This window comes from uncultured Intestinimonas sp., assembly GCF_944387245.1.
In the GTDB taxonomy this organism is placed as follows: Bacteria; Bacillota; Clostridia; order Oscillospirales; family Oscillospiraceae; genus Intestinimonas.
In genome coordinates this window covers 1-18,043 of record NZ_CALXEE010000044.1, presented here as the reverse complement: position 1 = coordinate 18,043, position 18,043 = coordinate 1, and the positions used below count along the sequence as shown (strand labels likewise).

The window sequence follows — 18,043 nt, the reverse complement described above, 5'->3', positions numbered from 1 at the left end:
CGCCTCTGGATGAGGGTGCTCAGCAGCAGCAGGGGCAGCAGCACCGCCGACGCCGTCAGGGAGAGGTGCCCCAGCCGCCCCACCAGCTCCGCCATCATCGCTCCCCCTCCTTCAGCTTGTCCAGGAGGGCCTGGAGGTCCGCCACCTCCTTCGGAGCCACCCTGTCCCCGTCATAGAGGGCGGCGGCAAACCGGGAGAGAGAGCCGCCGTAGAGCTTTTGGAGGATGCTCCTCCCCTCACTGCGCTGGTAGTCCTCCCGGCTTACCAAAGGGGTATAGACATTGGTCTTGCCCTCCTTGGTACAGGCGAGAAAGCCCTTCTCCTCCAGCCGCTTGAGGTAGCTGTGGAGGGCGCTGGCTGTCAGCGGCCGCTCCAGGTGCTCCAGGATGGCGGGGGCGGTGACCCCTTCCCCGCCGGCCCACACCACCAGCATGATGTCCAGTTCCGATTCCGGCAGCCGTTTGTTTTCCTTCACGTTAGGAGCCCCCTATATTTTGCATTTGCAGAAGTCCTTCTGTGGCTATATTCTACATTTGCAGAAGTTTGTTGTCAAGTTATTTTTTGCAAATGCAGAAAAAGGCTCTGCGCCGGCATTTTCCGTCGCAGGGCCTTTTGTTACAGGTCTAAAATCACGGTCTCCAATCCCTGACGCAGGGCGTAGGTAAGGGTATACATGGTCCCCCCCAGCGTCCTGCCGTCATAGGCGGCGATGATGCGCTGGGAGCGGTCCACCATGTACCGGTCCCGGCGCTGCATGCACCCGGCGGTATAGTGGTGCTGGACCAGAGTCTCGTAGTCACACCGCTCCAGCAGGGCAAAGTATCGGTTCCGGTCCCGCTCCCGCCACCGGGTACACTGTTCCTCACAGGGGACGGCGGCCTCCACCGTGACATCTCCATGCCGGTCCCGCAGGTCCAGTACCGCCTCGCAGAAATAGAGGTCACAGCCCAGGGCCATGCCGCAGAGAAAGTGGCGGTAGCCGTCGGCGTAGGCCGTCTCCAGAGCCGCCCTCAGCCGGGCCTTCAGGTCCGCGCACCGGGGATCGGACTCGTTGCTCCCCCAGGGGAGTTTGTTGGGCCGGTGGCCGGTAAAACAGCAGGTGGTCTCTCTTTTCACGCGGCGTGTCCCCCCTCTCGGCCGCTTTTCGTCCTTTTCTCTGCCATTGTAGTATATCCCGCCGGACAAGTCAACGCTTATCGAACATTTGTTTCTCAAAATTTGTGCTTGATTTTTTGGTGGGACCATGTATAATAACAGGTAGAGAAAACAACTGAATCAAAAATGTCTTCAGGGCAGGGTGAAAATCCCGATCGGCGGTACAGTCCGCGACCCGCGCTTCCGCGCGGCTGACCCGGTGGAACTCCGGGACCGACAGTGACGCGCTCTCTTCAGAGCGCCAAGTCTGGATGGAAGAAGATGTGTTCAAACGCGCACCTCTCCCCATGTAACGTGTTTAACACCTGGAAGGCATTGGGTCTTTCGGGTGTTTTCTACTTTACATGGGGCGCGGCCGGAATTTGGCCGCGTCCGGAAGGAGCGCGTATTTTTATGTCCGATCCCACACTGGTCAAAGCCCGTCCGGCCACCAATACCAAGACCATTACCACCCTGGCCATGCTCTCCGCCATCGCCTTCGTCGTCATGCTGGTGTCCAAGCTGCTGCCCAGCGTCAGCGGCTTCCTGGATTTTGACTTCAAGGATGTGGTCATCTGCATCGGCGGCTTCGTTTTCGGGCCCATGGCCGCCGCCTCCATGGCCATCGTGGTGGCTTTTGTGGAGATGATCACCGTCAGCCACACCGGCATCATCGGCTTCATCATGAACGCCCTGGCCACCTGCGCCTTCTGCTGCACTGCCACCTTCATCTACAAGAAGCGCCACACCATGACCGGCGCTGTGCTGGGTCTGGCCTCCGGCGTGGTGGCCCTCACCGTGATCATGCTGCTGTGGAACTACTTCCTCACCCCCATCTACCAGGGTATGCCCCGTGAGGCCGTAGCCGCCATGCTGGTGCCCATCATCCTCCCCTTCAACCTGGTCAAGGGCGGCATGAACATGGCCGCCACCCTCCTTCTCTACAAGCCCGTGGTCACCGCTCTGCGCCGGTCCGGCCTGGTGGCTCCCTCCACCAGCGCCCAGCCCTCCCGCCGCTCCAGCGCCGGGTTCCTCCTCTTCTCCCTGGTGCTGCTGGCCACCTTTGTCCTGCTGGCCCTGGTCCTCTGGGGCATCATCTGAATTCCACCTCTCTCCTATTACGTTTGACTCCCCCGGCCCACCGCCGGGGGAGTTTTCTTTTGCCTGCTTGACGATATCGTGTCTCGATGTTATAATATCGATATACGATATCGATTTGCGATATTAAAAAGGAGGCCGCCCATGGGCAAAAAATCCCTGGAATCCCTCACCGAGACCATGTTCTATGTGCTCATGGCCTTCCGGAAACAGGCCCTGTGCGGCACCGAGGTGGCCGACTTTGTCTCCCACAAGACCAAGGGCCGGGTGAACATGGGCCCGGGCACCCTCTACACCATTCTGGGCAAGTTCCAGGAGGAGGGTTTTCTTACAGAGGTGGCCGTGGAGGGTCGGAAGCGGACCTATCGGCTCACGGAGGCGGGAGAACAGCGGTATCAGGAGGAGGTGGCTCGGCTGTGCGCCTGCGTAGCCGATGCCGAGAGTGAGGAGGAACGGCCATGAAGGAGCGTCATATTGTGCGCAGGCTGGTCCCGGTGGACTTCCTGGACCTGGACGGCATCGAATTGTGGCTGGAGGAGATGGCGGCCAGGGGGCTCCATTTCCAAAAATTCGGGACCTTTTTTGCCCAGTTTCGTCCCGGCGAGCCGGCCCGGGTACGCTACCACGCGGAACCTACGGAAAAGGGCGAAAACACCATTCCTGCCCAGGCCTCCGACTATGGCGACATGGGCTGGAGCTATGTGGGCAAGATCGGCTATCTGGCCCTGTTCCGGACGGCTGACCCGGTTGCCCCCGAGTTCCACACCGACCCGGTGGCCCAGAGCTACACCCTGGACCGGCTCACCAGGAGGCTGACCCGGTTTGTGTGGCTCCTGCTGGCCATGATGGCGGCTCTGGTGGCCTTCATGGTATGGGCCCGCCTGGACAGCTCCTTCGGCCTGGTCCTAAGCCTGGTCCGGTTCAGCTCCCTCTATACCAACCTGGTCATCCTTGCGGATGTGGCCCTCATCCTCTACTTCTCCTGGGGAGTGTGGTGCCTGTGCCGCCTGCGTAGGCGGCTCCGGGCGGGCATCCCCCACCAGCGGCCACGGCACTGGCAGCACACCGGTCTGGTGCGGCAGGGCTATACCCTCCTGCTGTCCATCGCCGCCCTCGTTCAGATCGGCTTCACCGCCGCCCATTTCGCCGGGGTGACCCGGTGGGATATGGAGCTCTCCGACCTGGACCGCCCCACCCCGGTGCTCTCCCTGGCGGAGCTGGAAGGGAACGTCTACACCCCGGAACCCTTTTATTACTCCGGCTACGAGGGTCCTGACCGGGACAACTTCGTCTCCTATGACGGCCGGCCCCTGGCCCGGATCTATGAGGTGACACAGACTGGCGCTGTGGACGGGGAGCGGCGCTATCTGAAGATGGAGTGGTACGACTTGACCCTCCCCTTCCTGGCTGGTCCCCTGCTGGAGGACCTGATGGACTATGAGCTCTACGATCTGACTTATCGGCCGGAGCGCTACACCATGGAAGAGCTGTCCGCCCAGGGCTTTGACCGGCTGGTGGTGGCGGAGGACGTGGACTACGGCGGCCAGCAGCTCTTCGTCCAGCTGGGGAACCGGGTGGTCTATCTGGACTACACCGGCAGCCGGGACCTGACCGAGCACCTGGACCAGGTGGCTGCCCTCCTCCAGTGGGATGGGTAAGGTTTCCATCGAACACGTGTTTGACTATCCAAACTTCCTGTGGTACACTGGGGAAAAGGGGGTGGAGACATGGAGCGGACTATCCTGCACTGTGACCTCAACGGCTTTTACGCCTCGGTGGAGCTGCGGGACAAGCCGGAACTGCGGGACAAACCCGTGGCAGTGTGCGGCGACCCGGAGAGCCGCCACGGCATCATCCTGGCCAAGAACGAGGCGGCCAAGAAATTCCAGGTCAAGACGGCGGAAACCATCTGGCAGGCCCGGCGGAAATGTCCCGACCTCATCCTCCTCCCCGCCCACCATGACCAGTACCGGCTGTGGTCCAAGCGGGTCAACGCCATCTATGAGCGGTACACCGACCTGGTGGAGCCCTTCGGCATCGACGAAAGCTGGCTGGACATCACCGGCTCCATGCACCTCTTCGGCGGGGACGGCAGGGCCATCGCCGACCAGATCCGTGGCACCGTGAAGGAGGAGACCGGACTCACCATCAGCGTGGGTGTCTCCTTCAACAAGGTTTTTGCCAAGCTGGGCAGCGACATGAAAAAACCGGACGCCACCACCGTCCTCACCAGGGCCGACGTGCCGGAAAAGGTGTGGCCTTTGCCGGTGACCGACCTTCTCTTCGTGGGCCGGGCATCGGCCCGGGTACTGCACCAGTACGGCGTCCACACCATCGGGGACCTGGCCGCCTTCGGTCGGGAGCGGCTGGAGCAACTGCTGGGCAAGCAGGGCGGGCAGCTCTACGAGTACGCCGCCGGCCTGGAGCACAGCCCGGTGACCCGGGCCGGAGAGACGCCGCCACCCAAGTCGGTGGGCAACGGTATCACCTTCCGCCGGAACCTGGTGGGCTGGAAGGACATCCACACCGGCGTGGCCCTCCTCTCCGATAGCGTGGCCGCCCGGCTGCGCAAGCACGCCATGAAGTGCACCACCGTTCAGGTCACCATCCGGGACCCCAACTTTAAGGACATCTGCCGCCAGACACGGCTGGAGGCCCCCTCCTACACGGCCCAGGACATCGGCCGGGCGGCTCTGGAGCTCATCCGTTCCTCCTGGAGTGGCAGCGCCCCCATCCGGGCCCTCACCATCACGGGGCAGAACCTGATTCCCGAGGAGGAGGCCGGAGAGCAGCTGGACCTCTTTGCCGCCAATGCCACTCCCCGTCGGGAACGGCGTGAGCAGTTGGAACGAACCATGGACGGCATTCGGACCAAGTTCGGCAAAGCCGCCATCCGCTCCGCCGTCACCATGGGGGAGGACATCGACCACCCTGCCGGTCACGCCGGCAGCATTCCACCTCCAGGCGGCTCCGGTCGTGACTGAACCTGTCATAACAGACGAGCCCGCCCCCTGCATCGATCACGGTGCAGGGGGCGGGCTGTTTCTTCACTTGTAACGCCACCGCAGCAGGAGGGCTGAGTTGATGATAACCAGCACCGATCCGGCATTGTGGACCAGGGCGCCCACCACCGGGTTGAGCACACCGGTCATGGCCAAGAGGATGGCCAGGAAATTGAGAACCATGGAAAAAGTCAGATTGCAGCGGATGGTGGTCATCATCCGCCTGGACAGGGCGAGCAGATGGGGCAGGGCGTGGATATCGTCATTGACCAGGGCGATGTCGGCGGCGTCCACGGCGATGTCGCTGCCCACACCCCCCATGGCGATGCCCACTTGGGCTTTTTTTAGAGCGGGCGCGTCGTTGATGCCATCTCCCACCATACAGACCTGTCGTCCCTTTTCCTGTTCCGCTCCGATCCAGTTCAGCTTGTCCTCCGGCAGGCAGCCGGAGCGGACCGTTTGAATGCCCAGGGCCTGGGCGATATGACGGGCAGCATTGGCGTGGTCGCCGGTGAGGAGCACCGGTTCCGCTCCGGCCTCCCGCACACCCCGGATGGTATCGGCAGCATCCGGCCTCAGCGTGTCGGCCAGGGCCAGAAAGCCCGCCAGCACACCATCTGCCGCCAAGTAGATCACAGTACAGCCCTCTTTCAAGCAGCCCGCCGCCCGTTCCCCGACCTGATCCGGAATGGATATGCCGCTCTCCTCCAGCAGAGCCTCGTTGCCCGCTGTCAGGGTCCTCTCCCCCACTACGGCCCGAACGCCCCGGCCCGGCAGCATCCGAAACTCCGTGGGCTGGACAGCCTCACCTGCCCCCAGTTCCTGATAGCAGCGCACTACCGACCGTCCCAGAGGGTGCTCCGACCGGAGCTCAGCGCTGGCCGCCCAAGCGTATACCTGGGCCCGGTCATGGTCGGGAGAGCAGCTACAAACCTCCACCACCTTCGGAGTGCCCAGGGTGAGCGTACCCGTCTTGTCAAAGGCCACATCAGCCACCCCTGCCAGCCGTTCCAATGCGTCCCCCTCCCGTACCAGAAAACCGTGCCGGGTGGCGTTTCCGATGGCCGCCATGATGGCGGTGGGCGTGGCCAGCACCAAAGCACAGGGACAAAAGACCACCAGGATGGTCACCGCCCGGATGATCTCTCCGGTGATAAGCCAAGTAAGCCCGGCCGCCGCCACGGCCACCACCACCACCCAGGTGGCCCAGCGGTCAGCTAGGCCCACGATCTTGGCCTTCCCAGCGTCCGCCGACTGGACCAGTCGGATCATCCGCTGGATGGCGCTGTCCTCTCCCACTTTGGTGGCCTCCATATCAAAGGCACCGAACTGGTTGACGGTGCCGCTGGAGACTTCATCTCCCACTTTCTTGTCCACCGGCAGGGACTCGCCGGTCATCACCGACTGGTCAATAGAGGTCTGCCCCGCCCGAATGACGCCGTCCACCGGCACTGTCTCCCCAGGGAGCACCCGCAGCCGATCCCCCACCCGCACCTGCTCGGCAGGGATGATCTCCTCACCGGTGTCCGTCAGCCGCCGGGCAGTGCGGGGCGTCAGGCGAATCAGCTTCTCGATACCCGCACGTGCTTTCGCCACGGTAAGGTCCTCCAGGAGGGCCCCCAGCTGCATAATAAAGGCCACCTCACCCGCCGCGAAGTCTTCGCCGATGGCCACGGACGCGATGAGGGCCATGGATACCAGCACATCTGCCTTGATGTCAAAAGCCGTCACCAGGCCGATGACCGCCTCGAGAATGATGGGTACACCGCACAGCACGACGGCCACCCAAGCCATGTCAAAGGGAAAGAGAGAAACACCCGCGATGCTGCACCCAAGAGCCGCCGCTGACAAGATTAGGAAGAGAACATCCCGCTTGACGCCGCCCCAGGCCAGAAGTTTCTCCAGTCGCTCCATACGCCACCTCCAGATACCAATACCCCTTATGGTTTCTCTTCATGTGTGATTATACCTATGGGGGTATAGGTTGTCAAGGGGACAGCTGGTACTTTGAGAAAAGAGAAAAGGTCCCCGTAAGGAGCAGAGCTCCGCCCGGGGACCTAGGTCTTATTTCATGTTGGCGAACCGCTCCACAGCTTTGGTGAAGCTGGCGATGGTCTGCTCGGCGTCTCCGTGCTCGATGCCGTCCCGGACACAGTGGTTGATGTGTCCTTCCAATACCACCTGCCCCACCTTGTGGAGCGCGGATTTGGCGGCGTTGATCTGTAAAAGCACATCCTCGCAGGGGACATCCTCATCCACCATACGGTCAATGGCCTGTACCTGTCCGATGATCTTTTTGAGACGGCGGTGAAGATTTTCCGCATCCATACACTGTCTCATTGTCTTCCCCTCCCGCCTCAGGAAATGGTATAGCTGCCGCGGACCATCACCGTGGCGTCGGCGGTGGCCTTGAGCCCTCTACCGTCGGCGGTGATGAGATAGAGGTGGTTGGGCTGAACGGCGCCGCCGGAGGCCAAAGTGGAACCGTCCGTAGAGTCTACCAGACCGGGGGCTGAGGACGCCACGCAGGTGGCGGAGCCGCTGCGCAGCAGTATCTCACAGCCGGTAGAGCCCAATAGCTGCTGTCCCGCCTTCACCGTCACCACGGAGAAAACGGAAGGGGCGGTGCCGCTGCCGGAGGAAGTGCCCATGAGAGACTCCACCTCCTGAGCATAGGCGTCGGCCACCCCATCCAGCTTGTCCACCAGAGCCTGCTCCCGGCTGTCCAGCTTGGCGTCCACCTGCTTGAGGATGGCAGGGGTGTTGACGTCGTTGAGATAGCTCATGGTGACCAAAGGGTCGGTCTGGCTCCCCGCGGCAGCCCCCAGCAGCAAAGTGAGGACACCCACGGAGAGGGCGGTGGTGAGAAGGGTCTTGCGGCGCGTTTTCATATGTAACCTCCATAGCAAAAAAGAGGGACCGGCCGGACCGGCGTCCGACCGGCAGTCCCTTATACCAGTTCTTCCGGATGCAGACCAAAGCTGACGGCAATGGCGGAGTCCACCCGGTGCATCAGTTTCTCATCCAGACAGCCCATCCGTTCCCGGAGCCGCCGTTTGTCCAGGGTCCGGATCTGCTCCAGCAGGATTACAGAATCCTTGGGCAGTCCGCAGCTCATGGCGGCCAGCTCGATGTGGGTGGGGAGCTTGGCCTTTCCCGTCTGAGACGTGATTGCGGCCGCGATGACCGTGGGGCTGTGGCGGTTGCCGGTGTTGTTCTGGATGATCAGCACCGGCCGGACGCCCCCCTGCTCACTTCCCACCACAGGGCTCAGATCGGCGTAAAAAATATCGCCGCGTTTTACGCTGTTGTCCACGTATGCTCACACTCCGCTGGAAGATAGTGCACAGTGTCACCAAGGCCGAGGCCTATGTAACACCGACACTATGATTCTCCCACGGGGCGGCGGGAATTATACGCCAAGTCTCTAAAATCGAAGCGCGGCGGGCCCTCCCGCCGCCTGCCCGGCGGAACCTCCCCCTTCAGCATATGCCCGGCGGAACAGAGCCGTTCAGTTCTCCAGGTAGATTCGGGGCACCCGGGGTGCCACATCACAAAGGAGCTCGTACTGGATGGTACCCACCAGATCGGCGCCGTTCTCCACCGGCATCTCGTCGCCGTAGAGGGTCACCACGTCGCCGGCCTTCGCCTCCGGTAGATCGGTGACGTCGGCCATGCACATGTCCATGCACACCCGGCCCACCAGAGGCACCCTCCGGCCCTTGATCTCTACCTCCAGTCGGTTGGAAAACAGGCGGAAAAAGCCATCCGCATAGCCTACGGGCAGCACAGCCAGGCGGCTGTCCCGTTTCAGCACATGGGTACATCCATAGCTTACCGGCGTACCGGCGACCAGGCTGCGGACCGCCGCCACACGGGTCTTCAGGGTCATGACCGGCTCCAGGGGGCAGGTATACTCCATACCGGCGGCAGGATAGTGGCCGTAGAGGGCAATCCCAGGCCGAACCATATCCAAATGGGTACAGGGATAGTTTAACACAGCGGCGCTGGCGGCGCAATGGCGAATTGGGAAGGTCACGCCCTCCCGCTCCAGGTGTCCCAGCAGGTCCAGGAAGCGGGTGAACTGCTCCATGGTGTAGGCCTCGTCCCCGTCGGCGTTGGCAAAATGGGTGAAGATCCCCTCGCACTCCAGTCCGGGCAGGCCGTACACACGGCGGATGTCCTCCTCCGCCCCCTGGCTCCACAAAAAGCCCAGCCGGGACATGCCGGTGTCCACTTTGATGTGGACCTTGGCCTTTCGGCCCGCTGCCGCACCGGCAGCAGAGAGGGCCTGGGCCAGCTCCAGATCCCCCACCGCCTGGGTGATGTCGTGCTCCAGCAGGACACCGGCGTACTCCGCCGGCGTCACCCCCAGGATGAGGATGGGGAGTTTGATCCCCGCATTCCGCAGCTCCAGTGCCTCATCCAGACAGGCCACAGCCAGGTAGTCCGCCCCCAGTTCCTCCAGCTTTTTGGCCACTGGCACGGCGCCGTGGCCGTAGGCGTTGGCCTTCACCACGCCCAGGAACTTACAGCCCGGCGGCATCAGCCCCCGGAGGGCATGGTAGTTCCGCGCCAACCGCCCCAGGTCGATCTCTGCCCAGGTCCTCTTCTGTGCATCGTCCATGATTTTTACGCCTCACTATTCATATTTGAACCTCTATGTACCTTCTCCCTGCGTTTCCGCTCTGACAAACGAGGTGAAGGTACATTCGATGATCCGCTGACCGTCTGCGGAGATTTCTCCCCGCAGCAGGTCATGGGTATCCCTGTCAAACCAGAGGGTACATTCCGTCCCCTCCCCTGGCGTCCCCTCCGGGTCCCGGCAGAGGAGCCGCAGGCAGTCCCGCTCCTCCAGAGTCTCGAAGCCGCTCTCGGCGATAAACCCCTCCGTGGCAGCCTTCATCAGAAAAACACCTGCTCCTACAGGTGAGAGCCCGCTCTCATCCAGTGAGCCCGTTTCCAGACTGACGCCATCGTACTCCAGAAAGGTCTCTCCGGCGGAGATCCGGGCGGTGACCCCAGCCACCGTCTCCGGCGCGGTCACGGTGACGGTGGTGTCCCCCTCCCGCTGCCAGTCCAGGTCCATGGTGTAGGCGTACACACGGCGTCCGTAGTCCGCCCCCACCTCCATCCGGGCCGTCACCCGTTCCAGAGCCAGATACTCCCCCCGGATGTCCAGGGTCAGCTGGTCTACTTCATCTGTGGCCTGCCCACCGCACCCGGAGAGCACAAGGCACAGGGTCATCATCAGTGCGCAAGCCGCTCTGCGCACAGCTCCGCCTCCTGTCCTGGTTTTCGGTGCTCAGCTGTTTCTTGTGATGCCCTTGAGCACCAGAGGCAGCCGGTCGATCATGTCGCCGGGGGTCATGCCGTACTCCCCCAGCTCCCCGGCGCACAGGTCCCCCGCCATGCCGTGGAGACACACCGCCATGGGCACCGCCACCCGGGGCGGGAAACCCTGGCCCAGCAGGGAGAGAATCATGCCGCTGAGCACATCGCCGCTGCCCCCCTTGGCCATACCGGGGTTGCCGGTGGTGTTCACATAGGCCTCGCCGTCGGGAAAGGCCGTGATGGTGCGGTGGCCCTTGAGTACCAGCACACAGCCATGCTCGGCGGCAAAGGTGCGGGCCGCCGAGAGCCGGTCCCCGGTGGAGAGATCGCCGCCCAGCCGGGCAAACTCGCCGTCATGGGGGGTGAGCACCGTACACTCCCCCTGACGGACGTCCAGTCCATCTATATGCCCGGCCAGGGCGTTTATGCCGTCGGCGTCCAGCACCACGGGCAACCGGACCGTCTTCAGCAGATGCCGCACCACCGAGCCCACACTGTTGCCCCGGCCCAGGCCGGGACCGATGAGGCACACCCCGCAGGGCTCCAGCCGCCGCAGCACTTCTTCCGCCGCCTCCAGAGAGAGCATACCGTCCTTGGAGGCGGGGAGCGGGTGGGGCATGGCTTCATCCAGCTTCTGGGCGGCAATGGGCCACACCGGGCCCGGCACTCCCAAGGATACCTGGCCGGACCCACACCGCACCGACGCCCGGGCGGCCAGGATTGGGGCGCCGCTGTACCCCACACTACCAGCAAGGATATATACTTTACCATAATTCCCCTTGTGGGAATCCCGTGCCCGGCGAGGCAGCCGGAGCTCCTGGGGAAAGACAGCATGGAGATGACTCTCCACCTTCCGGACCAGGTCATTGGGGATACCGATGTCGGCCACGGTGAGCTGACCGGCCATGGCACCCCCCTCCCCCAGAAGATTGCCCACCTTGGGTAGTGTGAAGGTAACGGTCTCTGCCGCCTCTACTGCGCAGCCCAATACCCGGCTAGTATCTGCCTCCACACCACTGGCGATATCTACCGACACCACCGGCACCGAGCAGGTGTTCATCATCTGCACAGCGGTATAGGCGTCTCCCCGCAGCTCAGTATTGAGACCAATACCGAAGAGGGCGTCCACCATCAGATCACAGCCCAGGCACCAGGCTGCAAAGGCGGGATCAGCTGTAAAGTCCTCCAGCTTTCCACCTGCTGCCTCTAAATGGGCTTCCATCTCCCGGCAGTCCGGCGTCATCTTGTCCCGTCGGCCCACCAGGAAACAGCGGACCTCCACACCGGCCTCCATTAGCTGCCGGGCGGCGGCTACACCGTCGCCGCCGTTGTTGCCGGCGCCGCAGAAAACGGCCACCCTTCTTTTTTCCTTCCCCGCCATCCGCTCCAGACAGCGCTCCACCACAGCTGCGGCAGCCCGGTCCATGAGCTGTAAAGAGGGAATCCCCCTCTCCCGGATGGCGGCCCGGTCCAGTCCCCGCATCTGCTCCGATGTGGCGATCTTCATAAATCGATTCCTCCTACAAATTCTCTCATGCCGCCTGTTCCTCCTCCATCACCGCCCGGCAGGGGGTAAAGTCCACCCTGCGGTACAGGAAGGCGCCCAGGAACAGGATGATAAAATTGCTCAGCACCATGGCGTACCAGACACCAGTGCTGCCCACGGCGGTAAAATGCTTGAAAAACATAATGAGGGGGAGCCGTACCAGCCAGAGCCGGGCAGTGGACATCCAGAATGCGTAGATGGTCTTGCCAGAGCCGTTGAATACCCCAAGATAATTCTGGAAGAGAGACATAAGGGGCTGGGTGAGAAGCACCCAGAACATGTACTCCACGGCGGCGATTCGGGTGGCGGCGTCGTTGCTCAAAAGGGCCACCAACTCCACCCGGAAGGGCAGCAGGATCAGACTCCCCACCACTGCGATGACAAAACCGATGTTCCGGCTCACCCGGTAGGCCTGCCGGGCCCGGGCGCCGTTCCCGGCACCGATGTTCTGGCCCACATAGGCCGCCAGCACCGAGCCCAGAGCCAGCACCGGCATGAGCAGGATGTTGGAGATCTTGTTGCCGATGCTGAAGGCCGCCGTCACCGCTTCGCCATAGCTGAGGATGACGGTCTGGAGCACCAGGAAGCCCAAAGAGCTCAGCGCCTGACTGAAGGCCGCCGGGGCGGCGATGCGTGTCAAACGGAAGAGGATCGGCCAGGAGAGGGTGAGGCGGCCCCACTCCAGGTGGAGGGCCTGCCGCTTGGAAAAGAGGAGGAAGAGGCACACCGGCGCCACGGCCACGTTGCCCAGCACCGTGGCCAGACCTGCTCCGAATACCCCCATGCCCAGACCCTGAACAAAGGCCCCAGTGAGCACGATGTTGAGCAGCACGGCGCTCACCGACAAGACCACCGGGGTCACCGTATCCCCCTGGGCCTGCCGTACCGCTTGAAAAGCAGCGAATATAAAGGTGAAGACCAGTTCAAAGGAGCGCACCCGCAGGTAGGAGACGCTGCACGTAAAGACGTCGCCGACAGCGCCGGTAAAGGTCATGACCCAGGGTGCCACCAGGTAGAGAAGAGCGTTGAGCACCACACCGAAGAGGACGGCCACCGCCAGCAGCACACCGGCGTTCTCCCGCGCCTCCTCCCGGCGTCCCGCCCCCAAAAGCTGGCTCACCACCGCCACACCGGCCACCCCGAAGCCCACCTGAAAGGCAGCGAAGATATTGATGAGGGGCCAGGAGATGGACACCCCCGCTTGGGCGGCCACGGAGTTGGCGGTCTGGCCGATGAAAAAGGTATCCACCAGCTCGTTGAAGGCCTTCATGAAGTTGGCGCCGAACACGGGCAGGGCCAGGGTGAGAAAGGCTTTATAAAGGTTGGGCTCATAGAGCAGCAGCGCCCGCCGGTCCTGTTTCACGCTCCCGCCTCCTCTCTTTTTGCGCTGAACTGTCCCCCATTATAGTCCCTGGATGGTAGTGAGTCAATTTTATCTTGCAATTTTCCTGTAAATGTGGTATAAAGTACATTTGTAAATGCGTAGAAGGGGAAAATAGCGCGAAACCACCGCCAAGAGAGGTCTGGTCACCGGCTGAGAGCCAGACCGCGGACGCCGTGCTTGGTTCGCCCCGGAGCGGCCCTGGAGACAGGGACGGTCCCGCCCGCCGTTACCCGGGCGAGAGTGCCCGCGTGCTGTGCGCGGGAATACGGGTGGTACCACGGAAGGCTGGCCTTTCGTCCCAAATTGATGGGACGGAAGGCTTTTTTGTCGTCCAAATCAGGAGGCAGCCATGGAAAATCCGGATTTCTGGTCCGCGCTGGATGAGCTGATCCGCCGGTCCCGGCTGGTCATCGACCGCCCCCAAGGGTCCGCCCATCCCCGCTTCCCCGCGCTTATCTACCCTCTGGATTACGGCTATCTGGCACAGACCTCCTCCATGGACGGCGAGGGCGTGGATGTCTGGCTGGGCTCCGACCCCGCCCAGACTCTGAATGCCGTCATCTGTACCGTGGACCTGGAAAAGCGCGACAGCGAAGTAAAACTCCTTCTGGGCTGTACCCGGAAGGAAATCCAGCTGGTCCTGGATTTTCACAATCGCAGTCCATCTATGAAGGGCCTGCTCATCCCCAGGCCCGACTCCACGCGATAATCAACATCCGAAAGGAAGAAAGCACCGATGAAAGAACAACTGGCAAACATCCGCGCCCAGGCCCTGGCCGCCTTCGAGGCCGCCGGCGACTCCGCCGCCCTAGACGCCCTCCGGGTCCAGTACCTGGGCAAGAAGGGTGAGCTCACCGCCGTCCTCAAGCAGATGGGCAAGCTCTCCGCCGAGGAGCGCCCCGCCATGGGTCAGCTGGCCAACGAGGTCCGGGCCGCCCTGGAGGAGGCCCTGGAGCGCCGGGGCAAGGAGCTGGAGGCCAAGGCCCTGGAGGACCGTCTGAAGGCTGAGGCCCTGGACGTGACCATCCCCGGCAAGCCCTACAAGGCCGGCCACCGCCACCCCATGTATATCGCCCTGGACGAGATCAAGGATATCTTCATCGGCATGGGCTTCACCGTGCTGGACGGCCCCGAGGTGGAGCTGGCCAAGTACAACTTCGACCGCCTCAACGCCGAGGAAGGCCACCCCTCCCGGGACTGGTCGGACACCTTCTACTTCGATAAGGACTCCCGGGTGATGCTCCGCTCCCAGACCTCCCCCATGCAGGTCCGGGCCATGGACACCATGGAGCTGCCCATCCGCATCATCGCCCCCGGCCGGGTCTACCGGAAGGACGAGGTGGACGCCACCCACTCTCCCATGTTCCACCAGGTGGAGGGCATGGTCATCGACAAGGGCGTCACCATGGCCGACCTGAAGGGCACCCTCAACACCGTGGTGGAGAAGCTCTACGGCGAGGGCACCAAGACCCGCTTCCGCCCCCACCACTTCCCCTTCACCGAGCCCTCCTGTGAGATGGACGTCCAGTGCCACAAGTGCGGCGGCGTGGGCTGCCCCACCTGTAAGGGCGAGGGCTGGATCGAGCTCCTGGGCGCCGGCATGATCCACCCCCGGGTGCTGGAGATGGCCGGTATCGACACCAACGTCTACTCCGGCTGGGCCTTCGGCATCGGCCTGGAGCGCACCGCCATGCGCCGCTTCAAGATCGCCGACCTGCGCCTCATTTTCGAAAATGACGTGCGCTTCCTGGAGCAGTTCTGAGTCTCCGGCCCCCGTCCGCGAACCGGGCGGCACCAGGCCGCCCCTACAATATCAATAAGGGAGTTTTCATATATGAATCTGTCTCGTAAGTGGCTCAGCGAGTTCGTCACCGTGGACGCCGGTGACCGGGACTTCGCCGAGGCCATGACCCTCTCCGGCTCCAAGGTGGAGATCACCACCGACCTGGGCGCCGAGATCTCCAACGTGGTGGTGGGCCGCGTCCTCTCCATGGAGCGCCACCCCAACTCCGACCACATGTGGATCTGCCAGATCGACGTGGGCCAGGCCGAGCCCATCCAGATCGTCACCGGCGCCTGGAACGTCCATGTGGGCGACCTGGTCCCCGCCGCCCTCCACAAGTCTACCCTGCCCGGCGGCGTGAAGATCGAGAAGGGCAAGCTCCGGGGCGAGGTTTCCAACGGCATGATGTGCGGCCTCTCCGAGCTGGGCCTGGAGGAGCGCGACTTCCCCTATGCTGTCATCGACCCCGCTGCCCTGCTCAACGACTACCACCCCCTGGACAAGGACAAGCCCTCCATCCCCGCTGACATTCAGCCCGGCCACAAGATCTTCGGCAGCGTGGTCTGCGCCAAGGTCACCGAAGTGGTCACCACTGCCTACTCCACCTACAACGTAACCCTGGACGCTGGGGACAAGACCTGCACTGTCTCCACCACCTGCCCCAACCTCCATATTGGAGACCTGGTGGCTCTGGATACCAAGAAGGATCACATCTGCACCCTCACCGACCTGCGGGCGCAGCAGGCTGAGTTTCCCCACTGCATTCCCGACGGCATTTTCATCCTCAATGAGGACTGCAAGCCCGGCGACGACATCAAGCCCGTCATCGGTGTAGACGACTCCGTGGTGGAGTTCGAAATCACCCCCAACCGGCCCGACTGTCTCTCCGTCATCGGTCTGGCCCGGGAGGTGGCTGCCACCTATGACGTTTCCCTGAACCTCCACGCCCCCGTGGTGAAGGCCGAAGGCGAGGGTTCCCTGGTGGACCTGCTGGACGTGGAGACCCCCGCCAGCGACCTGGTGCCCCGCTACACCGCCCGGATGGTCCGCAACGTGAAGATCGCCCCCTCCCCCAAGTGGATGCGGGAGCGGCTCCGCGCCATGGGCGTGCGCCCCATCAACAACATCGTGGACATCACCAACTATGTCATGCTGGAGTATGGCCAGCCCATGCATGCCTTCGACTACCGCTATGTGAAGGGCGGCAAGATCATCGTCCGCCGGGCCGAGGAGGGCGAACACCTCACCACTCTGGACGGAAAGGAGCACGTGCTCAACGCCAACCATCTGGTCATCGCTGACGAGCACCGGGCGGTGGGCCTGGCCGGCATCATGGGTGGTCTGAATAGCGAGATCGTGGACGACACCGCCGACGTGGTCTTTGAATCCGCCTGCTTCGATGGCACCTGCATCCGCAAGGGCGCCCTGGCCCTGGGCATGCGCACCGAGGCCTCTGCCAAGTTCGAGAAGGGCCTGGACCCCATGAACACCCTCCCCGCCGTGGACCGGGCCTGTGAGCTGGTGGAGCTGCTGGGCGCCGGCGAAGTCCTTCCCGGCACCATCGACATTCTCAACTACGTGCCCCAGCCCCGGGTCCTCAAGCTGGAGCCCGACCGCATCAACGGCCTGCTGGGCACCGATATCGCCGCCGATGAGATGGTCCGCATTCTGAAGAAGCTGGACTTCGGCGTGGAAGGCGATCAGGTCACTGTCCCCTCCTGGCGCGGTGACGTCATCGGCATGGCCGACCTGGCTGAGGAGGTGGCCCGTTTCCACGGCTACAACAACATCCCCGTCACCCTTATGCGGGGCCAGACCACCCTGGGCGGCTTCTCCGAGGAGGAGAAGCTCGAGCGGCAGCTGGGTGGCATGTGCCGGGCCATGGGCTACGATGAGATCATCACCTACTCCTTCATCTCCCCCACCTGCTATGACAAGATCCGCTGGGCTGCCGACGATCCCCGCCGCGAGTCCTTCAAGATCCTCAACCCCCTGGGCGAGGACACCTCCATCATGCGCACCACCGTCCTCCCCTCCATGCTGGAGATCCTGACCCGCAATTACAACTACCGCAACCAGAACGTAAAGCTCTATGAGGTGGGCCGCATCTACCTCCCCGGCGGCGAGGACGGTCTGGCTGTGGAGAACAAGGTCCTCTCCATGGGCGCCTATGGCGACGATATGGACTTCTTCGCTCTGAAGGGAGCTGTGGAGGCCATTCTGAAGGACCTGCGTGCCCAGGACGTCCGCTTCGAGGTTCCCTCTGTGCCCAATCCCTCCTATCACCCCGGTCGCTGCGCTGACGTGTACGTGGGTGCCCGCCACATTGGCGTGCTGGGCCAGATCCACCCCCTGGTATCCAAGAACTACGGTGTGGACGCCGAGTTCTACTGCGCCGAACTGGAGCTCAACGATCTGATGGCCGCCAAGGGCGCCGACCCTGAGTATGTCCCCCTGCCCAAGTTCCCCGCCGTCACCCGTGACATCGCCGTGGTGTGCGGCGAGGCCGTCACCGTGGGCGCGCTGGAGGACTGCATCCGCAAGGGAGCCAAGGGTCTCCTGAAGGACGTTACCCTCTTCGACATCTACCGGGGCAAGGGTATCCCCGAGGGTAAGAAGTCTGTGGCCTTCAATCTGGTACTCCGGGCTGACGACCGCTCCCTCACCGCTGAGGAGGCCGATGCCGACGTAAAGAGCATCCTGGAGACTCTGGAGAAGGAGCTGGGCGCTATCCTGCGCTAAAGCCCTCGGCCTCCTCTTGG

17 protein-coding genes and 1 riboswitch are annotated in these 18,043 nt (G+C 63.0%); of the genes, 7 read left to right on the top strand and 10 right to left on the bottom strand.

Annotated features, from left to right (window positions below):
• Nucleotides 1-94: 94 nt before the first annotated feature.
• Complete coding sequence (locus tag Q0K15_RS07180) at nt 95-475, bottom strand: BlaI/MecI/CopY family transcriptional regulator (protein WP_294514541.1); 381 nt, start codon at nt 473-475, stop codon at nt 95-97.
• Nucleotides 476-615: 140 nt separating this feature from the next.
• Nucleotides 616-1,116, bottom strand: coding sequence for an SLOG family protein (locus Q0K15_RS07175; RefSeq protein WP_294514538.1), 501 nt, complete (start codon nt 1,114-1,116; stop codon nt 616-618).
• A 163-nt stretch (nt 1,117-1,279) separates the two neighbouring features.
• A riboswitch (FMN riboswitch) is annotated at nt 1,280-1,422 on the top strand.
• A gap of 126 nt (nt 1,423-1,548) precedes the next feature.
• Between Q0K15_RS07175 and Q0K15_RS07170 the strand changes: the two genes are divergently transcribed.
• The 4 genes from Q0K15_RS07170 (at nt 1,549) to dinB (ending at nt 5,216) form a co-directional block, all read left to right on the top strand.
• Nucleotides 1,549-2,235 (top strand): ECF transporter S component, encoded by a 687-nt coding sequence (locus tag Q0K15_RS07170; protein WP_294514535.1) that lies wholly within the window; start codon nt 1,549-1,551, stop codon nt 2,233-2,235.
• A gap of 141 nt (nt 2,236-2,376) precedes the next feature.
• Complete coding sequence (locus tag Q0K15_RS07165) at nt 2,377-2,694, top strand: helix-turn-helix transcriptional regulator (protein ID WP_294514531.1); 318 nt, start codon at nt 2,377-2,379, stop codon at nt 2,692-2,694.
• Nucleotides 2,691-3,890, top strand: coding sequence for a DUF2812 domain-containing protein (locus Q0K15_RS07160; protein WP_294514528.1), 1,200 nt, complete (start codon nt 2,691-2,693; stop codon nt 3,888-3,890). Before Q0K15_RS07165 ends, Q0K15_RS07160 begins: the two co-directional genes overlap by 4 nt.
• A gap of 69 nt (nt 3,891-3,959) precedes the next feature.
• A complete protein-coding gene (gene dinB / locus Q0K15_RS07155) occupies nt 3,960-5,216 on the top strand; it encodes a DNA polymerase IV (RefSeq protein ID WP_294514526.1) in 1,257 nt (418 codons plus the stop codon).
• 63 nt (nt 5,217-5,279) lie between these two features.
• Here the strand turns inward: dinB and Q0K15_RS07150 are convergent, their stop codons facing one another.
• From Q0K15_RS07150 to Q0K15_RS07115, 8 genes are all read right to left on the bottom strand, one after another.
• Nucleotides 5,280-7,148 (bottom strand): cation-translocating P-type ATPase, encoded by a 1,869-nt coding sequence (locus tag Q0K15_RS07150; RefSeq protein ID WP_294514521.1) that lies wholly within the window; start codon nt 7,146-7,148, stop codon nt 5,280-5,282.
• A gap of 150 nt (nt 7,149-7,298) precedes the next feature.
• Nucleotides 7,299-7,574, bottom strand: a complete 276-nt coding sequence (locus tag Q0K15_RS07145) for a metal-sensing transcriptional repressor (RefSeq protein ID WP_130849814.1) — start codon at nt 7,572-7,574, stop codon at nt 7,299-7,301.
• A gap of 17 nt (nt 7,575-7,591) precedes the next feature.
• The gene (locus Q0K15_RS07140) at nt 7,592-8,125 is read right to left on the bottom strand and encodes a hypothetical protein (RefSeq protein ID WP_294514515.1); all 534 of its coding nucleotides are present in this window, start codon (nt 8,123-8,125) and stop codon (nt 7,592-7,594) included.
• 59 nt (nt 8,126-8,184) lie between these two features.
• Complete coding sequence (locus tag Q0K15_RS07135; protein WP_130849812.1) at nt 8,185-8,550, bottom strand: type II toxin-antitoxin system PemK/MazF family toxin; 366 nt, start codon at nt 8,548-8,550, stop codon at nt 8,185-8,187.
• Between the two features lie 195 nt (nt 8,551-8,745).
• Entirely contained in the window at nt 8,746-9,861 is a 1,116-nt protein-coding gene (gene alr, locus Q0K15_RS07130) for an alanine racemase (protein WP_294514509.1), read from the bottom strand.
• Between the two features lie 33 nt (nt 9,862-9,894).
• Nucleotides 9,895-10,509 (bottom strand): hypothetical protein, encoded by a 615-nt coding sequence (locus Q0K15_RS07125; RefSeq protein ID WP_294514506.1) that lies wholly within the window; start codon nt 10,507-10,509, stop codon nt 9,895-9,897.
• 30 nt (nt 10,510-10,539) lie between these two features.
• Entirely contained in the window at nt 10,540-12,075 is a 1,536-nt protein-coding gene (locus tag Q0K15_RS07120) for an NAD(P)H-hydrate dehydratase (protein ID WP_294514503.1), read from the bottom strand.
• 25 nt (nt 12,076-12,100) lie between these two features.
• Entirely contained in the window at nt 12,101-13,477 is a 1,377-nt protein-coding gene (locus tag Q0K15_RS07115) for an MATE family efflux transporter (RefSeq protein WP_294514500.1), read from the bottom strand.
• Between the two features lie 370 nt (nt 13,478-13,847).
• Between Q0K15_RS07115 and Q0K15_RS07110 the strand changes: the two genes are divergently transcribed.
• The 3 genes from Q0K15_RS07110 to pheT all read left to right on the top strand — a co-directional run bounded on the left by Q0K15_RS07110 (nt 13,848) and on the right by pheT (nt 18,023).
• Nucleotides 13,848-14,207, top strand: a complete 360-nt coding sequence (locus Q0K15_RS07110; protein WP_294514497.1) for an inorganic pyrophosphatase — start codon at nt 13,848-13,850, stop codon at nt 14,205-14,207.
• Nucleotides 14,208-14,234: 27 nt separating this feature from the next.
• Nucleotides 14,235-15,260, top strand: a complete 1,026-nt coding sequence (gene pheS / locus Q0K15_RS07105) for a phenylalanine--tRNA ligase subunit alpha (RefSeq protein WP_294514493.1) — start codon at nt 14,235-14,237, stop codon at nt 15,258-15,260.
• A gap of 72 nt (nt 15,261-15,332) precedes the next feature.
• Complete coding sequence (gene pheT, locus Q0K15_RS07100) at nt 15,333-18,023, top strand: phenylalanine--tRNA ligase subunit beta (RefSeq protein ID WP_294514490.1); 2,691 nt, start codon at nt 15,333-15,335, stop codon at nt 18,021-18,023.
• Nucleotides 18,024-18,043: the final 20 nt, after the last annotated feature.